The organism is Herbaspirillum lusitanum (assembly GCF_046025995.1).
GTDB lineage: Bacteria > Pseudomonadota > Gammaproteobacteria > Burkholderiales > Burkholderiaceae_D > Herbaspirillum > Herbaspirillum lusitanum_A.
In genome coordinates, this window is record NZ_JAQQFM010000002.1 from 321627 (window position 1) to 339133 (window position 17507).

The 17507-nt window shown below is 59.5% G+C and carries 12 protein-coding genes; 8 read left to right on the plus strand and 4 right to left on the minus strand.

What is annotated here, in order from left to right:
* Nucleotides 1-314: 314 nt before the first annotated feature.
* Entirely contained in the window at nt 315-1142 is an 828-nt protein-coding gene (locus PQR62_RS04455) for an HDOD domain-containing protein (RefSeq protein ID WP_408155218.1), read from the plus strand.
* A gap of 248 nt (nt 1143-1390) precedes the next feature.
* On the opposite strand, the gene PQR62_RS04460 is transcribed toward PQR62_RS04455, so the two are convergent.
* Both PQR62_RS04460 and ppc read right to left on the minus strand, forming a co-directional pair.
* On the minus strand, nt 1391-2206 hold the full coding sequence (locus tag PQR62_RS04460) for a dienelactone hydrolase family protein (protein WP_408155220.1): 816 nt from the start codon (nt 2204-2206) through the stop codon (nt 1391-1393).
* A gap of 556 nt (nt 2207-2762) precedes the next feature.
* Nucleotides 2763-5699, minus strand: a complete 2937-nt coding sequence (ppc, locus tag PQR62_RS04465) for a phosphoenolpyruvate carboxylase (protein WP_408155222.1) — start codon at nt 5697-5699, stop codon at nt 2763-2765.
* Nucleotides 5700-5866: 167 nt separating this feature from the next.
* Between ppc and hemC the strand changes: the two genes are divergently transcribed.
* The 6 genes from hemC to PQR62_RS04495 all read left to right on the plus strand — a co-directional run bounded on the left by hemC (nt 5867) and on the right by PQR62_RS04495 (nt 12450).
* A complete protein-coding gene (gene hemC, locus PQR62_RS04470; RefSeq protein ID WP_408155223.1) occupies nt 5867-6817 on the plus strand; it encodes a hydroxymethylbilane synthase in 951 nt (316 codons plus the stop codon).
* Nucleotides 6818-6850: 33 nt separating this feature from the next.
* A complete protein-coding gene (locus PQR62_RS04475; RefSeq protein ID WP_408155225.1) occupies nt 6851-7633 on the plus strand; it encodes a uroporphyrinogen-III synthase in 783 nt (260 codons plus the stop codon).
* Nucleotides 7630-8817: a uroporphyrinogen-III C-methyltransferase gene (locus tag PQR62_RS04480; protein WP_408155227.1), complete on the plus strand. Its 1188-nt coding sequence runs from the start codon at nt 7630-7632 to the stop codon at nt 8815-8817. The genes PQR62_RS04475 and PQR62_RS04480 overlap by 4 nt, the downstream gene beginning before the upstream one ends.
* A gap of 21 nt (nt 8818-8838) precedes the next feature.
* A complete protein-coding gene (locus tag PQR62_RS04485) occupies nt 8839-10038 on the plus strand; it encodes a heme biosynthesis protein HemY (protein WP_408155229.1) in 1200 nt (399 codons plus the stop codon).
* Nucleotides 10039-10383: 345 nt separating this feature from the next.
* Nucleotides 10384-10920, plus strand: a complete 537-nt coding sequence (gene ppa, locus PQR62_RS04490) for an inorganic diphosphatase (RefSeq protein WP_408155231.1) — start codon at nt 10384-10386, stop codon at nt 10918-10920.
* Nucleotides 10921-11415: 495 nt separating this feature from the next.
* Nucleotides 11416-12450, plus strand: a complete 1035-nt coding sequence (locus PQR62_RS04495) for an extracellular solute-binding protein (protein ID WP_408155233.1) — start codon at nt 11416-11418, stop codon at nt 12448-12450.
* A 204-nt stretch (nt 12451-12654) separates the two neighbouring features.
* Here PQR62_RS04495 and PQR62_RS04500 read toward each other — a convergent pair whose 3' ends face one another.
* Nucleotides 12655-13536 carry an AraC family transcriptional regulator gene (locus tag PQR62_RS04500; RefSeq protein WP_408155235.1) on the minus strand — a complete coding sequence of 294 codons (882 nt, stop codon included), beginning with the start codon at nt 13534-13536 and terminating at the stop codon, nt 12655-12657.
* A gap of 132 nt (nt 13537-13668) precedes the next feature.
* Nucleotides 13669-14865, minus strand: a complete 1197-nt coding sequence (locus PQR62_RS04505; protein ID WP_408155237.1) for a GNAT family N-acetyltransferase — start codon at nt 14863-14865, stop codon at nt 13669-13671.
* Between the two features lie 375 nt (nt 14866-15240).
* Between PQR62_RS04505 and PQR62_RS04510 the strand changes: the two genes are divergently transcribed.
* Nucleotides 15241-17289, plus strand: a complete 2049-nt coding sequence (locus PQR62_RS04510) for an NAD(+) synthase (protein WP_408155239.1) — start codon at nt 15241-15243, stop codon at nt 17287-17289.
* Nucleotides 17290-17507: the final 218 nt, after the last annotated feature.

Genomic DNA, 17507 nt, shown 5'->3' on the forward strand with positions numbered 1-17507 from the left:
TTAACGCCGGTTTTTTGACCCGTTTTCAGCCCTTAGATTTGGCCGTCTTCAGGCATCGTGGAAGCTTGGTACGGTTTGTGCTGAACGCTTCAATGAGGCGGTAAGCCGAAGCATGATGCCGAACAATGTTTGTTTAAAAAACATTGCCCGATTGCCAAATCTTGCAGCTATACTCGAAACGCAATATTTCTAGAATTAATTGCAATAAAAACTAGGTGCGGGCGGCTAGCGCCTATCGCCGCACTATCAATATCAACAAGAGTTTCTGTCTCTGCATCAGAAGGTGTCGGGGGTCGTCTTAGAGGGAGAAGGTCATGAATCTGGAAGCACTGTTTCAACAGCAAGCCGCATTGCCAAGCATTCCAAAGGTGGTTCAGGAAGTTATTGAGAGTTTCAACAACGAGGCGGTCTCTATCGATGAGATCGGCAAGAAACTCGCTGCCGATCAGGTCTTGAGCGCCAAGATTCTGCGCCTGGCGAATTCCTCCTACTACCACGTCTCGCGCAGCATCGGCACCGTCGAAGACGCTGTGCTCATGCTGGGTTTCATGACGGTGCGCACGCTGGTGGTGAGCACCGGCATGGCAGGCAGTTTCAAGAATATGCCGGGCGTCGATCTGAAGCTGTTCTGGCGTTATAGCCTGGATACCGCGCTGGTCGCCAAATGGCTGGCCAAGAAGCAGCACGCCAATTCCGATTTCGCCTTCACCGTCGGCCTGATGCATGCCATCGGCCAGTTGGTGATGCACGCCGGCATGCCGGAGCAGACCTTGCAGATCGACAAGGTCGCCGGTCCGCTGGATGCGCGCCGTCTGGATATCGAACGCACCACCTTCGGCTACGACTTTGCGGATGTGGGCGCCGAGCTGGCCAAGCGCTGGCGCTTCCCGGTTGAGTTTTCGGAAGTCATCAAGGCTTTCCCGCAGCCGCTGGCGGCGACGCCGTTCAACAAGGTCGCGGCCATCGTGCACATCGCTGCATGGCGTGCGCGGGCGGAGGAAAACAAGTATTCCGAAGAAGAAATGGAATCGACCTTCCCGGAAGCCGTCGCCAAGCAATTGGGCGTGACGCTGGCAATGATGCAGGAAGAAATGCCGCCTTTGCCGGAACTGGGCGAGGGCATGCAAGAACTGGTGAGCTGATTTTCTGCGGCGGATCTGCCAACGCAGCCATGGTGCGATAGCTGCACGCCTGACTGCGTTGTCTGAGGCGCCGGCGGACTGGATCGGATACTTGCTTCCATGTAAATAAAAATGCCGGGCTGTGATGAGCCCGGCATTTTTATTTGGTGCAGCATTTCAGTGACCTGCTTCAAACCAAGTCACGCAATCGAGAGGCGTGGTGCATCGGCAGTTTTCTGCCGAGGCATTTTCATTTTCTCGGCTGAGCTTTATTGCAATTTGGCTTGCAGAAAATTCAACATTGAGCGATAGGCCTGCTCGCGCGCTTCAGGATTGGCTCCGCTGGTCACGCCATCGCGCGGCTTGCCGGCGCCCTGGATGTCCATGCGGACATGCACCGGCAGGCCGGGTGCATCGAAGTCATGGTAGGTGTCCGGATACAAACGCAGCGCCACCTCGGTATCGCTGCCTTCCATGCGTTTTTCCATGGCCTCGCAGGCGGCCGGCGGCGTCCAGTCGTCGTTTTCACCCATCAGAATCAGCAGCGGCGCGGCCGGCTTGAAGGGCGAGCCTTCCTTGGCATAAGGCTGGCAATTCGGATAAAAGGCCACCGCAGCGCGCGGCTGCACTTTGCGGACGGCGACATCGGTTTCGGCCAGATTCATCGCCGCCAGCACGGTGCTGGCGCCGTGCGACCAACCCAGCAAGGCCACGCGCGACATGTCGACGTCGTTTTGCGTTGAGACCCAACGCAGAGCGGCCTGCACATCATGGCGCCGGTTCAGTGCGCTGGTTTCGCGCTGGGCGGCGCTGTCCTGACAAGTCGAGCGGCGCCCGCGCGGCGTAAAGCTGTCCGGAAACAATACGTTGTAGCCGGCATCGCTCAGTACGCGCGCCATGGCCAGATGGCGCGGCGTGAATTCTCCCTTGCCGTCGCGCACGATGCTGTACAGACCGCCGCAGCCATGCATGGCGATGACGGTCGGGCTCTTGTCGGTCTTGCCCAGGGTTTTGCGCGACTTGATCCACACGCCGTACAGCGCAGTGGCCTTGCCGCCCTTGCTGTCGATGCTGGTCAATGACACCCGCTCAACTTGCAGCGGTTTCGGTGGTGCGCTGGCGGTAGGCGCAGCGCAGGCAGTGGCGGCATATAAAAGAGCGCCGCTAAAACAAAGCGAAACGAGTGCTTTACTCCAAGTACGCATGATTCTGGTTCCCCGTGTCGACGCCGCGTCGTTCTTGTGTAAATCCGACTGCGGCTAGGCTCGCTATTTTACAAAATTCGTTGGTCGTGCACCGGATTGTCGAAAGATTTCGCGTCCCATCCAGATCAAATCTGGACAAAATATCAATCTTTAAAATGGTCCGAATCTTCATTAACGGCGCGGCAAGCTCAAACTTTATCGAAGCAAACGGCATGCCCGCTGTTGTTGCAAAGAATTTTCTGACAACATTTAAAATAATGGCAAGCAATCGGAGTGAGATGAAGGGAGTTGAGAGCAATTGCCCGAAAGCTGCAAGGCTCGGGTAAGCAAAAAACAATCCGCGCTGCAACTGAATGCAGCGCGGATTAAATGGACTTGTGCGCAGCGAAACTTGGTCTGCGCGCAAGACTTGAAGCAAGCCCCGGGCGAGCTGCAATCAGCCGGTATTGCGCAGACCGGCAGCGACGCCGTTGATGGTCAGGTGAATACCGCGTTGCACGCGTTCTTCCGGCGGCCGGTTGGCGGCGGCGATGGCGCGGTGACGCTTGAGCAGCTCGACCTGCAAGTGATTCAGCGGATCGAGATAGGCGAAGCGGTTCTTGATCGAACGCGCCAGCAGCGGATTGCCGGACAGCCTTTCCTTGGTGCCGGTGATCTGGGCCAGGATGCTGCTGGTGCGTTCATGCTCACCGACGATGCGACCGAAGATGGCGTTGCGCAATTTGCGGTCGGCCACCAGCCCGGCGTAGCGCGAAGCCACCGCCAGATCGGTCTTGGACAGCACCATGTCCATGTTCGACAGCAGGGCGGCAAAGAACGGCCACTCCTTGAACATGGCGCGCAAGGTGCTCAGGCGCCTGGTTTTTTCCTTGCTGCTGTCGCTTTGCTCCAGCCAGCCCGCGACCGCGCTGCCGAAACCGTACCAGCCCGGGAACAGCAGGCGGCATTGGCCCCACGAAAAGCCCCAGGGAATCGCGCGCAGATCTTCGATGCGGCGCGAAGCCTTGCGCGATGCCGGACGTGAACCGATGTTGAGTTGTGCGATTTCGGCAATTGGCGTGGCCGCAAAGAAGTAGTCGGTGAAGCCCGGGGTTTCATAGACCAGATTGCGGTAAGCCTGATAGGCTCGCTCGGACAAATCTTCCATCACGTGTTCGAACTCGGCCAGCTTGCGTTGCTCCTTGGCGTCGGTCGATTGCGGCATCAGGCTGGCTTCCAGCGTCGCAGCGACCAGCAGTTCCAGATTGCGGCGGCCGATCTCCGGATTGGAAAACTTGGAGGCAATGATTTCGCCTTGCTCGGTCAGACGGATCTGGCCGTTCACGGTGCCCGGCGGTTGCGCCAGAATCGCCTGATAGCTGGGGCCGCCGCCGCGGCCGACGGTGCCGCCGCGGCCGTGGAACAGGCGCAGCTTGACGCCGATCCGGTTGAACAATTCGACCAGCTGGTTTTCAGCCTTGTACAGTTCCCAGTTGGAGGTGAGGAAGCCGCCGTCCTTGTTGGAATCCGAATAGCCCAGCATCACTTCCTGCAACTTGCCTTGCTTGGCGATCAGACGCGCCACCTGCGGCAGCGACATCCATTCGCGCATGATCTCGGCGGCCAGGCGCAGGTCGGGGATGGTTTCGAACAGCGGGATGACCATCAGCTCCAGCTCACTGAGCTGGTTGCCTTCGATATGCAGCAGGCCGGTCTCCTTTTGCAGTAACAGCACTTCCAGCAGATCGGACACGGTTTCGGTGTGCGAAATGATGTAGTTGCGGATCGCGCGTGCGCCGTAGCGGCGGCGGATTTCACGCGCGGTGCGCAGAATGGTCAGTTCGGAATTGGTTTCGTCCGAATAGTGCAGATACGGCGAATGCAGCAGGCGTGGCTTGCCCAGTTCGCTCAGCAGCAGCGCGATCTTCTTGTCTTCCGCCAGTGAGGCATAGGCGCCTTCCACCTGGGCATTGGCAAACAGCTCTGCCAGCACGCGTTCGTGGATGTCCGAGCTTTGACGCATGTCCAGCGTGGCCAGGTGAAAACCGAAAATTTCGACAGTGCGCTTGAGCACCGCCAGACGCGGTTTGACCAGCGCCGCACCGTGGTTGGCTTGCAGTGATTCGGCCAGAATCTGCAGCTCGGCAATGCATTCTTCCGGCGCGCCATAATGCGCGGCTGCGCCGACTTCCTGACGCAGAATATTGACCACGCCGAGCGAGCGGGCGGTGGCCGCCAGGCGCGCGTAGATGCCGATCAGCGCGCGGCGATAAGGCTCGTCGGAGCGATGGTCGGAGGCATCCGGCGAGCGATCCGCCAGCGCCAGCAGCGCCGGGCTGGCATCTACCATCAGGGTGGAAATGGACAGCTCGGCGCCGAGCGCATGGATTTCTTCCAGATAGAAATCGAAGATGGTGGTCGACTGGCGCTTCAGCGCGTGCTGCATGGTGTCGGCGTTGACGTTGGGATTGCCGTCGCGGTCGCCGCCGATCCAGCTGCCCATCTGCAGGAAGGCCGGCAGATCGGCCGCATTGCTGCGGGCCCGTGCACGCGATGGAAACTGGGCGTCGATTTCGGCTTCGACATCGTCGTACAGCGCCGGCAATTCGCGCAGGAAGGTGATGCGGTAATACGAAAGCGCGTTCTCGATTTCGTCGGCCACGGTCAGCTTGGTATAGCGCAGCATGCGGGTCTGCCACAGCGTAGTGATGCGGGCGCGCAGCAGTTCAGTGTTGCTGCGCAGTTCGCGCGGCGTCAGCGGCTGATCGCGGGTGGCCAGCAACCGCGCGATTTCGCGCTCGGCATCCAGAATGCTTTTGCGCTGCACTTCGGTCGGGTGGGCGGTCAGCACCGGCGAGATCAGCGCTTCCTGCAGGAAGGCGCGCACATTGGCGCCCGATACGCCGGCATCGTCCAGACGCGACAAGGCGTAGGCCACGCTGCTCGGCTGCGCGGCGGAGCCGGCCAGCAAGTGCGCGCGGCGGCGACGGTTGTGATGCTGGTCTTCGGCAATGTTGGCCAGGTGCGAAAAATACGAGAAGGCGCGCACCACCGAGTTGGTCTGGTCGCGCGTCAGCTTCTTGAGCAACTGGTCGAGTTCGGCACCGGCCTTGGCGTCCGATTCGCGGCGAAAACGTACGGCGGTCTGGCGGATGGTTTCCACCACTTCGAATACGGCGTCGCCCTCCTGATCGCGCAGGACTTCGCCCAGCAGGCGGCCCAGCAGGCGAATGTCTTCCTTCAGCGGCGCGTCTTTGTCACCGGATTTAATGGGTTTGGCAATCGGCGCAGTCTTGCTGGCGCCATTGGACTTGTTGCGGGCGCCGGCGGTCTGGAGGAGAGCGGCGGGGGCGGGGGAGCGGGCGGAGCGTCGGTTTTGAGGTGTGGTTGCCATAATCAACAATTGCTGCGGTTTTCAAAGGTGAAAGTCGTGCGGGATGGTCGAAATGCCGAAAAGCTGCGTGCTAGAATTTGCCTCACTTTTATATAGTTATAGTCTCTGATCGTCGCTGGCCGATGTCTTCATGTCGCGGGTGCCACGACATATACCGAAAGAACGTTTTGAAAGATTTTCCTCCCTCAAAGATCGTCATTGCCTCGCGGGAAAGCCGCCTGGCCATGTGGCAGGCAGAACATGTGCGCGATCGTTTGTCCGCATTATATCCGCAGTGCAGCATCAGTATTCTCGGAATGACAACGCGCGGCGACCAGATTCTGGATCGCACCTTGTCGAAAGTGGGCGGCAAGGGCCTGTTCGTGAAAGAGCTGGAAGTGGCGATGGCCGAAGGCCGCGCCGATCTCGCCGTGCACTGTCTCAAGGACGTGCCGATGGAGTTGCCCGAAGGCTTTGAGCTGGTGGCGGTGCTGGAGCGCGAAGATGCGCGCGATGCCTTCGTCTCCAACGACTACGCTGCGCTGGACGCCTTGCCGGCCGGCGCCGTGGTCGGCACCAGCAGCCTGCGCCGTCAGGCGATGATCGCGGCGCGTTATCCTGCGCTGGTGATCAAGCCTTTGCGCGGCAATCTCGATACTCGCTTGGGCAAACTGGATCGCGGCGAATATGCGGCCATCATTCTGGCCGCCGCCGGTTTGAAGCGGCTCGGTCTGGAACAACGCATTCGCAGCCTGATCTCGCCCGAGCAAAGTCTGCCGGCGCCAGGGCAGGGCGCGCTGGTGATTGAGGTCGCTACCGGTCGCGACGATCTCAAGCAAGCGCTGGCGCCGCTGAACCATTCGGACAGCGCCGTGGTCTCTGAAGCAGAGCGCACCGTGTCGCGTATCTTCGGCGGCAGTTGCCAGATTCCGCTGGCGGCGTTCGCGGAAATCGACAACGGCGCCTTGCGCATGCGCGCGATGGTGGCAACGCCGGACGGCAAGCGCACCGCCAGTGCCGAGGCGGTCGGCAACATCAATGCCCCGCAAGCGCTGGGTGAGCAGGTCGCCGACTTGCTGCGCGGGCAGGATGCTGCCGCCATTCTCGAAGCATGCAAGGCGCAAGCCGAGCAAGCCTGATTCAAGATCTCCCAACCTGATTGCAAGGACTTGATGTCGCTTAACAATCCCATTCCTGTCGTGATTACCCGGCCGCTGGCGCAGGCACGCGTGATGGCGCCGCGCGTCGAGGCATTGGGGCGCAAGGCGGTAGTGTTTCCTCTGTTGTGCATCGCCCCGGCTGAAAATCCGGATCAGTTGCGCGACCGCTTTCGCGATCTGAGCGTCTACGAAATGGTGATTTTCGTCAGCCCGAATGCGGTCGACGCGGCGTTTCAATTCATCTCGGGCTGGCCGTATGGCGTCAAGATCGGCATAGTCGGCGAGGGCAGCCGGTTGGCATTGCGTCAATACGGCGTGACCGACGACAACACCACCATCATCGGCCCGCGCGATACCGAGAAGATGGATTCGGAAGAACTGCTCAAGTCGCTGCATATAGAAAGCCTGTGCGGCAAGCGCGTGTTGATCGTGCGCGGTCAGGCCGGACGCGACTTTCTTTCGCACATCCTGCGTTCGCTGAACATCGAGGTGGAACACCTGACCGCCTATCATCGTCTGGCGCCGCAGCTCGACGCGGCGCAAACCGTGCAGTTTTTGCAATTGCTTGATGATGAAAATGAATGGCTGATCACCAGTTCCGAAGCGCTGCGCAACCTGCTCGATCTGGCCTCCAGGCTGGGTGGCGGGGAGCGTGTTGTAAAATTGCAACGAAAAAAATTCATCGTTTCTCACCATAGAATCGCGGAAACCGCCCGATCACTCGGTTTTCAATCTGTCATCCTCACCGGTTCCGGCGACGAACGCCTACTTGCCGCGTTACAATCCAGCACATGAACGAACAGCAATTGCCCCCTGATTCCTCCCGGCCGGACGTTAAATCGGATACCGGTTTGACGCCTAGCGCTCCGTTTACCCCTTTTTCCCAGATTCCCGACGGCACCTCGGTGTTGCGGCGGAAACTGCGTGTGCTCTGGCTGCTGCTGATCCTGGTGATCGTGGCGCTGGCTGCGCAGTGGTGGATGTCGCGCACCGAATTGCAGAGCTTGCGTACCGAAGTCGCGCAGCGTCTGCAGAGCGGCGACAACAACAGCAATGAAGTCAAAGGCGTGCTGAAACTGGTGCAGGAAAGCACCAAGGAACTGCAGGCCAAGGTCAGCGTGCTGGACAACAAGCAAGCCGAATCGCAAAGCCAGCAGCTCGCGCTGGAACAGATGTACCAGGATCTGAACAAGAATCGCGACGACTGGGCGCTGTCTGAAATCGAAGAAGTCTTGTCGACCGCCAGCCAGCAGCTGGAACTGGCCGGCAACGTGCAGGGCGCGCTGATTGCGCTGCAGAACGCCGACCGTAGCCTGTCGCGTTCCGACAAGCCGCAATTCATCGCCATCCGTCGGGCGATCGCGCGCGACATGGATCGCCTGAAGGCCTTGCCGACAGTTGATGTGCCGGGCATTTCGGTGCGTCTGGACAGCGTGATCGGCCAGATCGACTCCATGCCTCTGCTGGTCGATGAAAAACCGGTGACTTCGGCCAGCGAGCCCAAGCCGCAGCGCGTGCAGACTGCGACCAAGCCCGTCAAGGCGGCTGCCAACGGCAAGCCTGCCGCGGCAGCGGAAACCTCTTCCGCCTGGAACGACTGGCTGGCCGGCGCGCAAGATACCTGGCAGAGCTTCAGCAATGAAATGTGGACCGAGCTCAAGCAACTGGTCCGCATCCGCGACGTGCGTACGCCGGACGCCTTGCTGTTGTCGCCGGCGCAAAGCTATTTCGTGCGTGAAAACCTCAAGCTGCGTTTGCTCAATGCCCGTCTGGCCCTGCTGTCGCGCAACGAGTTTGCCTTCCGCAACGATCTGAGCGCGGCGCAGGACAGCATCGCCAAGTATTTTGATACACGCGCCAAGCAAGTGCAGACCACGCAAGCCTTGCTGAAGCAGGTGCAGGGCAGCAACCTGTCGATCCAGATGCCATCGCTGAGCGAAAGCCTCAATGCGGTGCGCAATTACAAAGCACGGCGCTAAGCCGCGCGACAGGATTTTGATATGAGAATACTGCTCTGGCTTCTTACCCTGTTCGCGTCGGCCATTGGCCTGGCCATGCTGGCGCGCTTCAATCCCGGCAACGTGGTGTTGTTCTATCCGCCATATCGCCTCGATCTTTCGCTGAATTTCTTCCTGTTTGCGCTGGTGGCGTTCTTCGTGATCCTGTACGTGATCATTCGCGCAGTACGCATGACGCAAAAGCTGCCGGGCCGCGTGATCGCCTATCGCCGTCACAAGCGCGAAAACGAAAGTAACAAGGCGCTGCGCGATGCGCTCAAGGCCTTTTTTGAAGGCCGTTTCGGCCACGCCGAAAAAGCTGCCACCCAGGCGGCGGAGTTGCCTGACAACGCCGGCATTTCGGCGCTCATCGGCGCCCGTGCCGCACATCGCATGCGCCAGATCGAACGCCGCGACGTATGGCTGGCGAGCACCGAGGTCGATCCGACGCTGAAGGCAGCACGCCTGATGACTTCGCTGGAATTGCTGGTCGACGATCACCAGTTCAAGCAGGCACTGGAAACGGTGGAAGAGCTCAACGCCAACGGCACCCGTCATATTCAAGCCTTGCAATGGGCGCTCAAGGCCAATCAGCAAGCCAAGAACTGGCCCGAAGTGCTGCGGCTGGTGCAGACCCTGGACAAGCGCAATGCGCTGCATCCGGCGCTGTCGAATCGCCTGCGCGAACTGGCCTACGACGCTTTGCTGTCTGATCGCTCGCACGACGCCGAATCGATTCGCCTGCTGTGGTCGGGCATTCCGAATGCGGATCGTCTGAAGCCTTATATCTCAATGCGCGCGGCGCACGCCTTCAGTTCGCGCGGTTTGCACGACGAAGCCCGTACTTTGCTGGAGCGTGCGCTGGCAGCCGACTGGGATATCCGCCTGCTGCGCGCCTATCGCGAATCGACCGCAGAAGCTGGTTCGGCGGCCTTGCTGGCCCAGATCGAACACTGCGAAGCCTGGCTGAACAAGCATCCGACCGATGCCGAACTGGCGCTGACGCTGGGCATGTTCTGCCTGCGCCAAAAGTTGTGGGGCAAGGCGCAGCGTTATCTGGAACAGGCTTTATCGGATGCCATCGAGCCGCGCACCGTGCGCGAATCGCATCTGAGTCTGGCGCAAATGCATGAAGCGCTGGATCAGGATGAGAAGGCAGCGGCGCACTACAAGCAATGCGCGGTGGCGACGGCGATTCGCTGAAGCCTATCGATTTGCAGGAAAGATAGAGACGGATGCCGGTGAGTGATTGGCTTCCTCGCAACCAAGGGCGGGACGATGAGAATCGCTACCCGCCCTTGGCATTTTCAGCGGAACTTCGCAGCGCTGTCCCGACCTGAGATCAGGCAGGCCGTCATGTTGATGTAAGCCGGTTGCGCCATAGTTCGCTGCACCTATCGATGTCGCAGACCCGACTGCCGGATCCTGCAAGGCATGCAATCACATCAATCGCGCTACCCCTTGCGGGCGGCGCACGGATTGAAAGCCGTTATAATGCGGTGATTCAATTTTCAGCCATTTTTTTCATCTCTTTTTGCGAGAAACACCATGAGTTTGAATAACGTCCCATCCGGTCGCGATTTGCCAAATGACTTCAACGTGATCATCGAAATCCCGATGAATGCCGATCCGATCAAGTACGAAGTCGACAAGGATACCGGCGCGATCTTCGTTGACCGCTTCATGGGCACCGCCATGCACTATCCGTGCAACTACGGCTACATCCCGCAAACTTTGTCGGAAGACGGCGACCCGGTTGACGTGCTGGTGATCACACCATTCCCGCTGTTCCCGGGTGTCGTGGTGCGCTGCCGTCCTATCGGCGTGCTGAAGATGACCGACGAATCCGGCGTTGACGCCAAGCTGCTGGCCGTGCCGGTCGACAAGGTGCTGTCCATCTACACGCACTGGCAAAAGCCGGAAGACATGAATGAACTGCGTCTGAACCAGATCAAGCATTTCTTCGAGCACTACAAGGATCTGGAAAAAGGCAAGTGGGTCAAGGTCGACGGCTGGGAAGGTCCGGAATCGGCACGTGCTGAAATCCTGGCTGGCGTCGAAGCCTACAAGAAGCAAGCCAAGTAATTGCGGATGCTGCTTCGGCAGCGCCGCCCGCCGGACACACCGATCAGCGATGCATGATCGATGTGTCCGGCGCAATAAAAAAGCCGGTCTCGTGCCGGCTTTTTTGCATCTGAAGCATTCCACATTTGCGACATGAAGCGCCGTCGCCCCGCGTCGGCGGTCAGCCGATACACCCAGCCCAGCCTGATCTCCTTCTTGGCAGCGGCAGTTCAGGCTGATTTTTGAATGGTAAGCATTCTTGTTTGTGATATAGTCGCAGCGGTTTTTCCCCTGCAACGGAAAAACGCATACCTACAAAAATAGACGCACCCTCAAGGCACGGACTTCGGACTCATCGGCATCAGCCGCTATGAATCGACGCACTCCAGTGCCTTGTCTTCCGGACCGCCTCTGACCGCGCCAAATAGAAGCCTCGCAATACGCTGAACGCCGATAGCTCCGGCGTTGCATTTCGCGTTGCAGGCAACGATTAATTCTTTTGGAAAAGGATGGTCCATGTTTTCTCGTCAATTTGTAGCCGGCATGTTGTTGGCCGGTACTGCGCTGACTTCCGTCGCTCAGGAAAAAGTGCTCAATCTCTATTCGGCACGTCACTATCAGACTGACGAAGCTTTGTACGCCGACTTCACCAAGACCACCGGCATCAAGATCAATCGCATCGACGGCGACGATGCCGGCATTCTGGCGCGCCTCAAGAGCGAGGGCGCATCGAGCCCGGCCGACGTGATCCTGCTGGTGGATGCAGCGCGTCTCGGACGTGCGCAAAGCGACGGCCTGTTTCAACCGATCAAATCGACTCTGCTGGAGTCGCGCATTCCTGCCAGCCTGCACAGCAAGGAAGGCAACGATGGTACCCAATGGTTCGGTTTCTCCACGCGTGCCCGCGTGATCATCTACAACAAGGCGGCGATCAAAGCGGAAGATGTCGACACCTACGAATCGCTGGGCGATCCGAAGAACAAGGGCAAGCTGTGCACGCGCAGCGGTGCGCATCCCTACAACGTCTCGCTGTTCGGCGCCTTGCTGGAGCATCTGGGCGCGGCCAAGACTGAAGAACTGCTGAAGGGCATGGTCGCCAACCAGGCGCGCCAACCGGTCGGCGGCGATACCGATCAGATCAAGGCGGTCGGTTCGGGTGAGTGCGGCGTAGCAATTTCCAACTCCTATTACGTGGCGCGTCTGTTGCGCTCGACCAAGCCGGAAGACGTGGCGCTGATGGAAAAGGTCGGCATCGTCTGGCCCAATCAAAAGACCTTCGGCACGCATGTGAACATTGCCGGCGCCGGTGTCGCCAAGCACGCGCCGCATAAAGCCGAGGCCGTCAAATTCCTCGAATATCTGGCAGGCGACGACGCACAGCGTTATTTCGCCGACGGCAACAATGAATGGCCGGCAGTCAAGAGCGTGAAGACCACCAATCCTGCCTTGGAAAAGATGGGCTCGTTCAAGTCTGAAGTTATCAATGTCGGCGCAGTCGGCGCCAATCAGCAGAAAGTGCTGCAGATGCTGGATCGCGTCGGCTACAAGTAATCGCGTACCGCTGCAGAAAGACGCTTCCGGATCTGACAGTGCGTGAAGAGATAACAGATCTGACCGGAGTCCGGGCTCCGGTCTGAATAACAGGCAACAGGCAATACGATTTGCCGCCATCTGCAGCGATGCGATGGCGGCAATTTTTTTCACCTCGGACGGTGCAAAATTCTGAAAAGGATGCGCCAGAAAGAATGAGCAGGCTCACTTCAGCGGCAGAAAGATATCCACCACTGCTTCATGCTCGGGCGCATCCGGAAAGAAGCGCACGCGCTGCACGAAGATGGGGTAATCGCGCATGTCCTTTCCGCTTTGCGGCAGCCAGTCGGTGTAGAGAAATGCCACGGCGTCACGCAGGCTGTCGTTCACGCCGATATGCCGCAGCACGGCGCATGAGCCGGCCGGAATCGCATCGGCCACGATACCGAACTCATTGGCCGTCACCGGCTGATCGGTCGCCGCGCACAAGGCTATCCGGTAGTCTTCGGGTTCGCAATTCAGCGGATCGGCGTGCAGGATATTGAAAGTCGCGCTGACTGCCGGTGCCAGCTTCATCTGCTTGCGCCAGGCGATGAAATTGCGCAGGCTGCCGCCCAGGCGTTCCGGCGCGCCGTGATGCGTCAGCACCGCCACCGGTGTATGCGGAAAATCAATGATGCGGACTTGATCCAACTCTGGTTTGGCGCTCATGAATATTCCCCTGATCTGTGTGCCGGATTGCGTCATGTCTTGCAGCGCAGCCCAGTCCGGCGCCTTGCGAAAATCGCCCGGGCTTTGACCGAGACGTTGCCGGAACACGCGTGAAAATGCTTCCGGCGATTCATAGCCGCTGTCCAGCGCAATCTCGGTGATCGAATCGCCCGGCCGATACGCCAGCCGATACGATGCCCGTTTCATGCGCAGCAATTGCACGTAGCGATGCGGGCTCAGACCGAACAGGGCGGTGAACTGTCGCTGGAAATGAAAGCGCGAAAACGCCGCGACGGCGCTCAGCACTTCAACATTCAAGTCCTGCTCCAGATGGGCGTCTATGTAGTCCAGCACGCGCCGCATGCGCGCCTGGTAATGCCGGATGGCTTCGGTCACTGCTCGACTCCTGATGGCATGGTGGAATGCATCCTAAGCTTTCATCGGGCGCGACGCCTGATCGAAATTGCGCAGTTGAGCGATTGAGCGATTGAGCGCAGTGCGCCGGCCTGTGGAAGGGAGGCGGGGCGCCTAGCTAGCGGACTGGCGAAACGGGCTGTGATCGTTCAGCTCGCTCAGATAGTTGTCGATGCCGCCGCTTTCACGCTCCAGGAAATGTTCGACCGCATCGTAAAAGCCGGGGTGCGCCAGCCAGTGCGCCGACCAGGTTTTTTGCGGCAGAAAACCGCGCGCCATCTTGTGTTCGCCCTGTGCGCCGCCTTCGAACCAGGTGATCTTTTCAGCGATGCAGAATTCTAGCGGCTGGTAGTAGGCGGTTTCGAAATGCAGGCAGGGGATTTCTTCCAGTGCGCCCCAGTAGCGTCCGTACAGACTGTCGGCGTCGTACATCACCAGCGAAGATGCGACGCGTTTGCCGTCGCGCAGGGCGACGGTCAGCAGCAGATGCTGCGGCATGCTTTCACCCAGCCGCATGAAGAAATCCAGATTCAGATAGGGCGAGGAATAATGTGCGGCGTAGGTGTGCTTGTAGCAGCGGTGGAAGAAGCGCCAGTCGGCCTCGGTGATATCGGCGCCGCGCAGCGTGCGAAAACTCACGCCTTGCTCGCTCACCTTGCGTCGTTCGGCCAGGATGTTTTTGCGTTTCTTGCGTTCCAGTGTGGAAAGAAACTCCTCGAAGGAGCCGTAGCCGTCATTGCGCCAGTGAAACTGCACACCGCTGCGCAGCAGAAATCCGGCTTGTTCCAAGGCGCTGGCCTGTTCCTGCGGCGGAAACAGAATGTGCGTCGATGAATGCTGCTCCTGCTCCTGCAACGCCAGCAAGGCCTGCAACAGCAGATCGCGGGCAGCGTCGTCGCGCGCCAGCAGGCGGGCGCCGCTGACCGGGGTAAACGGAATCGCCGACAGCAGCTTGGGGTAATACTCCAGCCCCTGGCGCTGATAGGCATCGGCCCAGGCCCAGTCGAACACATATTCGCCGTAGGAATGCGATTTCAGATACAGCGGCAGCGCCGCCGCCAGCGTCTGGTCTTGCCAGATTGTCAGGTAGTGCGGCTGCCAGCCGGTCTCTGCGCAGGCCGAGCCGCTTTCATGGAGGGCATGCAGGAAGGCATAAGACAAAAAAGGATTGGCTTCGCTCTGCTGCGCCAGCAATTCGTCCCAGGCGGCTTGCCCGACTTCGGCCAGAGAAGAAACGATCCGCATGCGATAATTCACTGCCTGCGATGCCTGCTCCGGTTTGCCTGCCTGCTGATTCGCTTCATTGCTCATTGATCTGTCTGCGCCATCGAATATTCAAAGCTTCAAAGCGCGGAAAGGCATGATCGGGGCATAGTGACCGGACAAGTTTTTCCGGGCCTGCCGGCTGACGCTGCTGTCACCGTCGGATATCGATGGCGGCACGATCCGCTTCCGCGTCAGGCATTCTACGCAAAAATGCAGAAGGCGTTGTGCGCTGCACCCTGATGCTCTTTGGACGCGGATGAATCGGGGCGAGGAAGGGCCGCACAGCATCAAGCAGACTTGCAGCAGCGATACCGCTGCATCCATGCAGCAGCCGGTATCTTTTCAGCTGGCTTATTCAGCTGGATTATTCAGCTGGCTCATGCAGCTCACTTATTGAACTCAACGCGCAGAGAATATTTAATGCAAAGCGAATTTTTCAATCTATACAGCCACGGTTTCGCGCGCGTTGCAGTCGCGGTGCCGCAATGCAAGGTGGCCGATCCCAGGTTCAACGCTGAACAGACCATCGCTCTGGCGACGCAGGCGGCCGCGGAGGGCGCCGTGCTGGTGTCGTTTCCCGAACTCGGCCTCTCATCCTATTCCTGCGAAGACCTGTTCCAGCAGCGTGCCTTGCTCGACGCCTGCCAGAGTGCGCTGCAATCGGTGCTGGATGCCTCCGTCACGCTCGATGCCGCGCTGATCGTCGGCATGCCGCTGAAGGTTGAGCATCAACTCTACAACTGCGCCGTGGTGGTGGCTGGCGGCCGCATTCTCGGCGTGGTGCCCAAGAGTTATCTGCCGAACTACAGCGAATTCTATGAAGCGCGCCAGTTCAGCAGCGCCGACTGCGCGGTGACGCGCCACATCTCGCTGCTCGGACAAGAGGTCGGCTTCGGCAGCCATCTACTGTTTGAGATCGCCAATATTCCCGACTTCCGCTTTCACATCGAAATCTGCGAAGACGTCTGGGTGCCGATTCCGCCTTCCTCGTTTGCGGCGTTGGCCGGCGCCACCGTGCTGGTGAATCTGTCGGCCTCGAACATCGTGGTCGGCAAATCGACTTATCGCCATCAACTGGTGAGCCAGCAATCGGCGCGCTGTCTCGCGGCCTATCTGTATTCCTCGGCCGGCAACGGCGAATCGACCACCGATCTGGCCTGGGACGGTCAGGCCCTGATTTACGAAAATGGCGAGTTGCAGGCCGAGTCGGCGCGCTTCTCCGACAGCGCTCACGTGATTTATGCCGACATCGATCTGGAGCGCCTGTCACGCGAACGCTTTCACCAGACCACCTTCGGCCAGTCGGTGCGGCGTCATGCCGACGAAGTGCGCAAGTTCGAAGTGGTGCGTTTCGAGCTGGCTTATCCGGCGCAGGGCGAATTGCCGCTCAAGCGCAGGGTCCAGCGCTTTCCGTATGTGCCGTCCAACATTGCGCAGCGCGACGAACGCTGCAGCGAGGTCTACAACATTCAGGTGCAGGCGCTGGTGCAGCGGCTGTCATCGAGCAATATCAAGAAGGTCGTGATCGGCGTTTCGGGCGGGCTCGATTCCACCCACGCGCTGCTGGTCTGCGCCAAGGCCATGGACAAGCTGGGCTTGCCGCGCACCGATATTCTGGCTTACACCATGCCCGGCTTCGCCACCAGCGACCGTACCTTGCTGCAGGCACGTCAGTTGATGGAGCAGGTTGGCTGCACGGCCAGCGAGATCGATATCCGTCCCAGCTGCGAACAGATGCTGAAGGATCTGGATCATCCCTATTCGCGCGGCGAGGCGGTCTACGACATTACCTTTGAAAACGTGCAGGCCGGCGAGCGCACCAATCACTTGTTCCGTCTGGCCAATCACCACAATGCCATCGTCATCGGCACCGGCGATCTGAGCGAGCTGGCGCTGGGCTGGTGCACCTATGGCGTGGGCGATCACATGTCGCACTATAACGTCAACGCCAGCGTGCCGAAGACGCTGATCACGCATCTGGTGCGCTGGGTGGCGGAATCGACCGCCCTCAGCCTCAAGCATCCGGAAGTGCTGATGCATATCCTGGAGACCGAGATCAGTCCCGAGCTGGTGCCCGGCGCCAGTTCCGGCGCGCCTGGGCAGCGCACTCAGGATTTCATCGGGCCTTACGAGCTGCAGGACTTCAATCTCTATTACATCCTGCGTTATGGCTTTACACCGGCCAAGGTTGCCTTCCTGTCGCATTACGCGTGGAATGACAAAACCGCCGGGCATTGGCCGGACGGCCTGCACGGCGCGCGCAACGACTACACGCTGGCGCAGATCAAGGCCAATCTGAAGATTTTCCTGTTCCGCTTCTTCAAGACCAGCCAGTTCAAGCGCTCCTGCGTGCCGAATGCGCCCAAGGTCGGTTCCGGCGGTTCGCTGTCGCCGCGCGGCGACTGGCGCGCGCCCAGCGATTCCGAGGCGACTGTCTGGCTGGACGGTCTGGATCAGATTCCTGATTGAACTGTTTGAGCTGCAGCCATCACGCGCGCAGGTCTGCGAGGCATGCCCGTGATGTCTGGACGCGCAGTTCCGTCTGATGCGCTGGGGATCACAGAGCGTGCGCTCCTGTCTCAATCATTTGCGCGAGGGCGGTGTGCATCCACTACAATGATGTCCGCAGCAAAGAGGCTGCCGGAACGCCATGGCCAGGGAATATGCTTTGTCATTCTGTCAATGCG

Excerpts from the sequence above, each read along its gene's own strand:
- ppc (WP_408155222.1), bottom strand. The coding sequence starts at position 5,699 with ATGGCAACCACACCTCAAAACCGACGCTCCGCCCGCTCCCCCGCCCCC.
- PQR62_RS04475 (WP_408155225.1), top strand. The coding sequence starts at position 6,851 with ATGTCGCTTAACAATCCCATTCCTGTCGTGATTACCCGGCCGCTGGCG.
- PQR62_RS04480 (WP_408155227.1), top strand. The coding sequence starts at position 7,630 with ATGAACGAACAGCAATTGCCCCCTGATTCCTCCCGGCCGGACGTTAAA.
- PQR62_RS04510 (WP_408155239.1), top strand. The coding sequence starts at position 15,241 with ATGCAAAGCGAATTTTTCAATCTATACAGCCACGGTTTCGCGCGCGTT.
- PQR62_RS04485 (WP_408155229.1), top strand. The coding sequence starts at position 8,839 with ATGAGAATACTGCTCTGGCTTCTTACCCTGTTCGCGTCGGCCATTGGC.
- PQR62_RS04495 (WP_408155233.1), top strand. The coding sequence starts at position 11,416 with ATGTTTTCTCGTCAATTTGTAGCCGGCATGTTGTTGGCCGGTACTGCG.
- ppa (WP_408155231.1), top strand. The coding sequence starts at position 10,384 with ATGAGTTTGAATAACGTCCCATCCGGTCGCGATTTGCCAAATGACTTC.
- PQR62_RS04505 (WP_408155237.1), bottom strand. The coding sequence starts at position 14,865 with ATGAGCAATGAAGCGAATCAGCAGGCAGGCAAACCGGAGCAGGCATCG.
- PQR62_RS04455 (WP_408155218.1), top strand. The coding sequence starts at position 315 with ATGAATCTGGAAGCACTGTTTCAACAGCAAGCCGCATTGCCAAGCATT.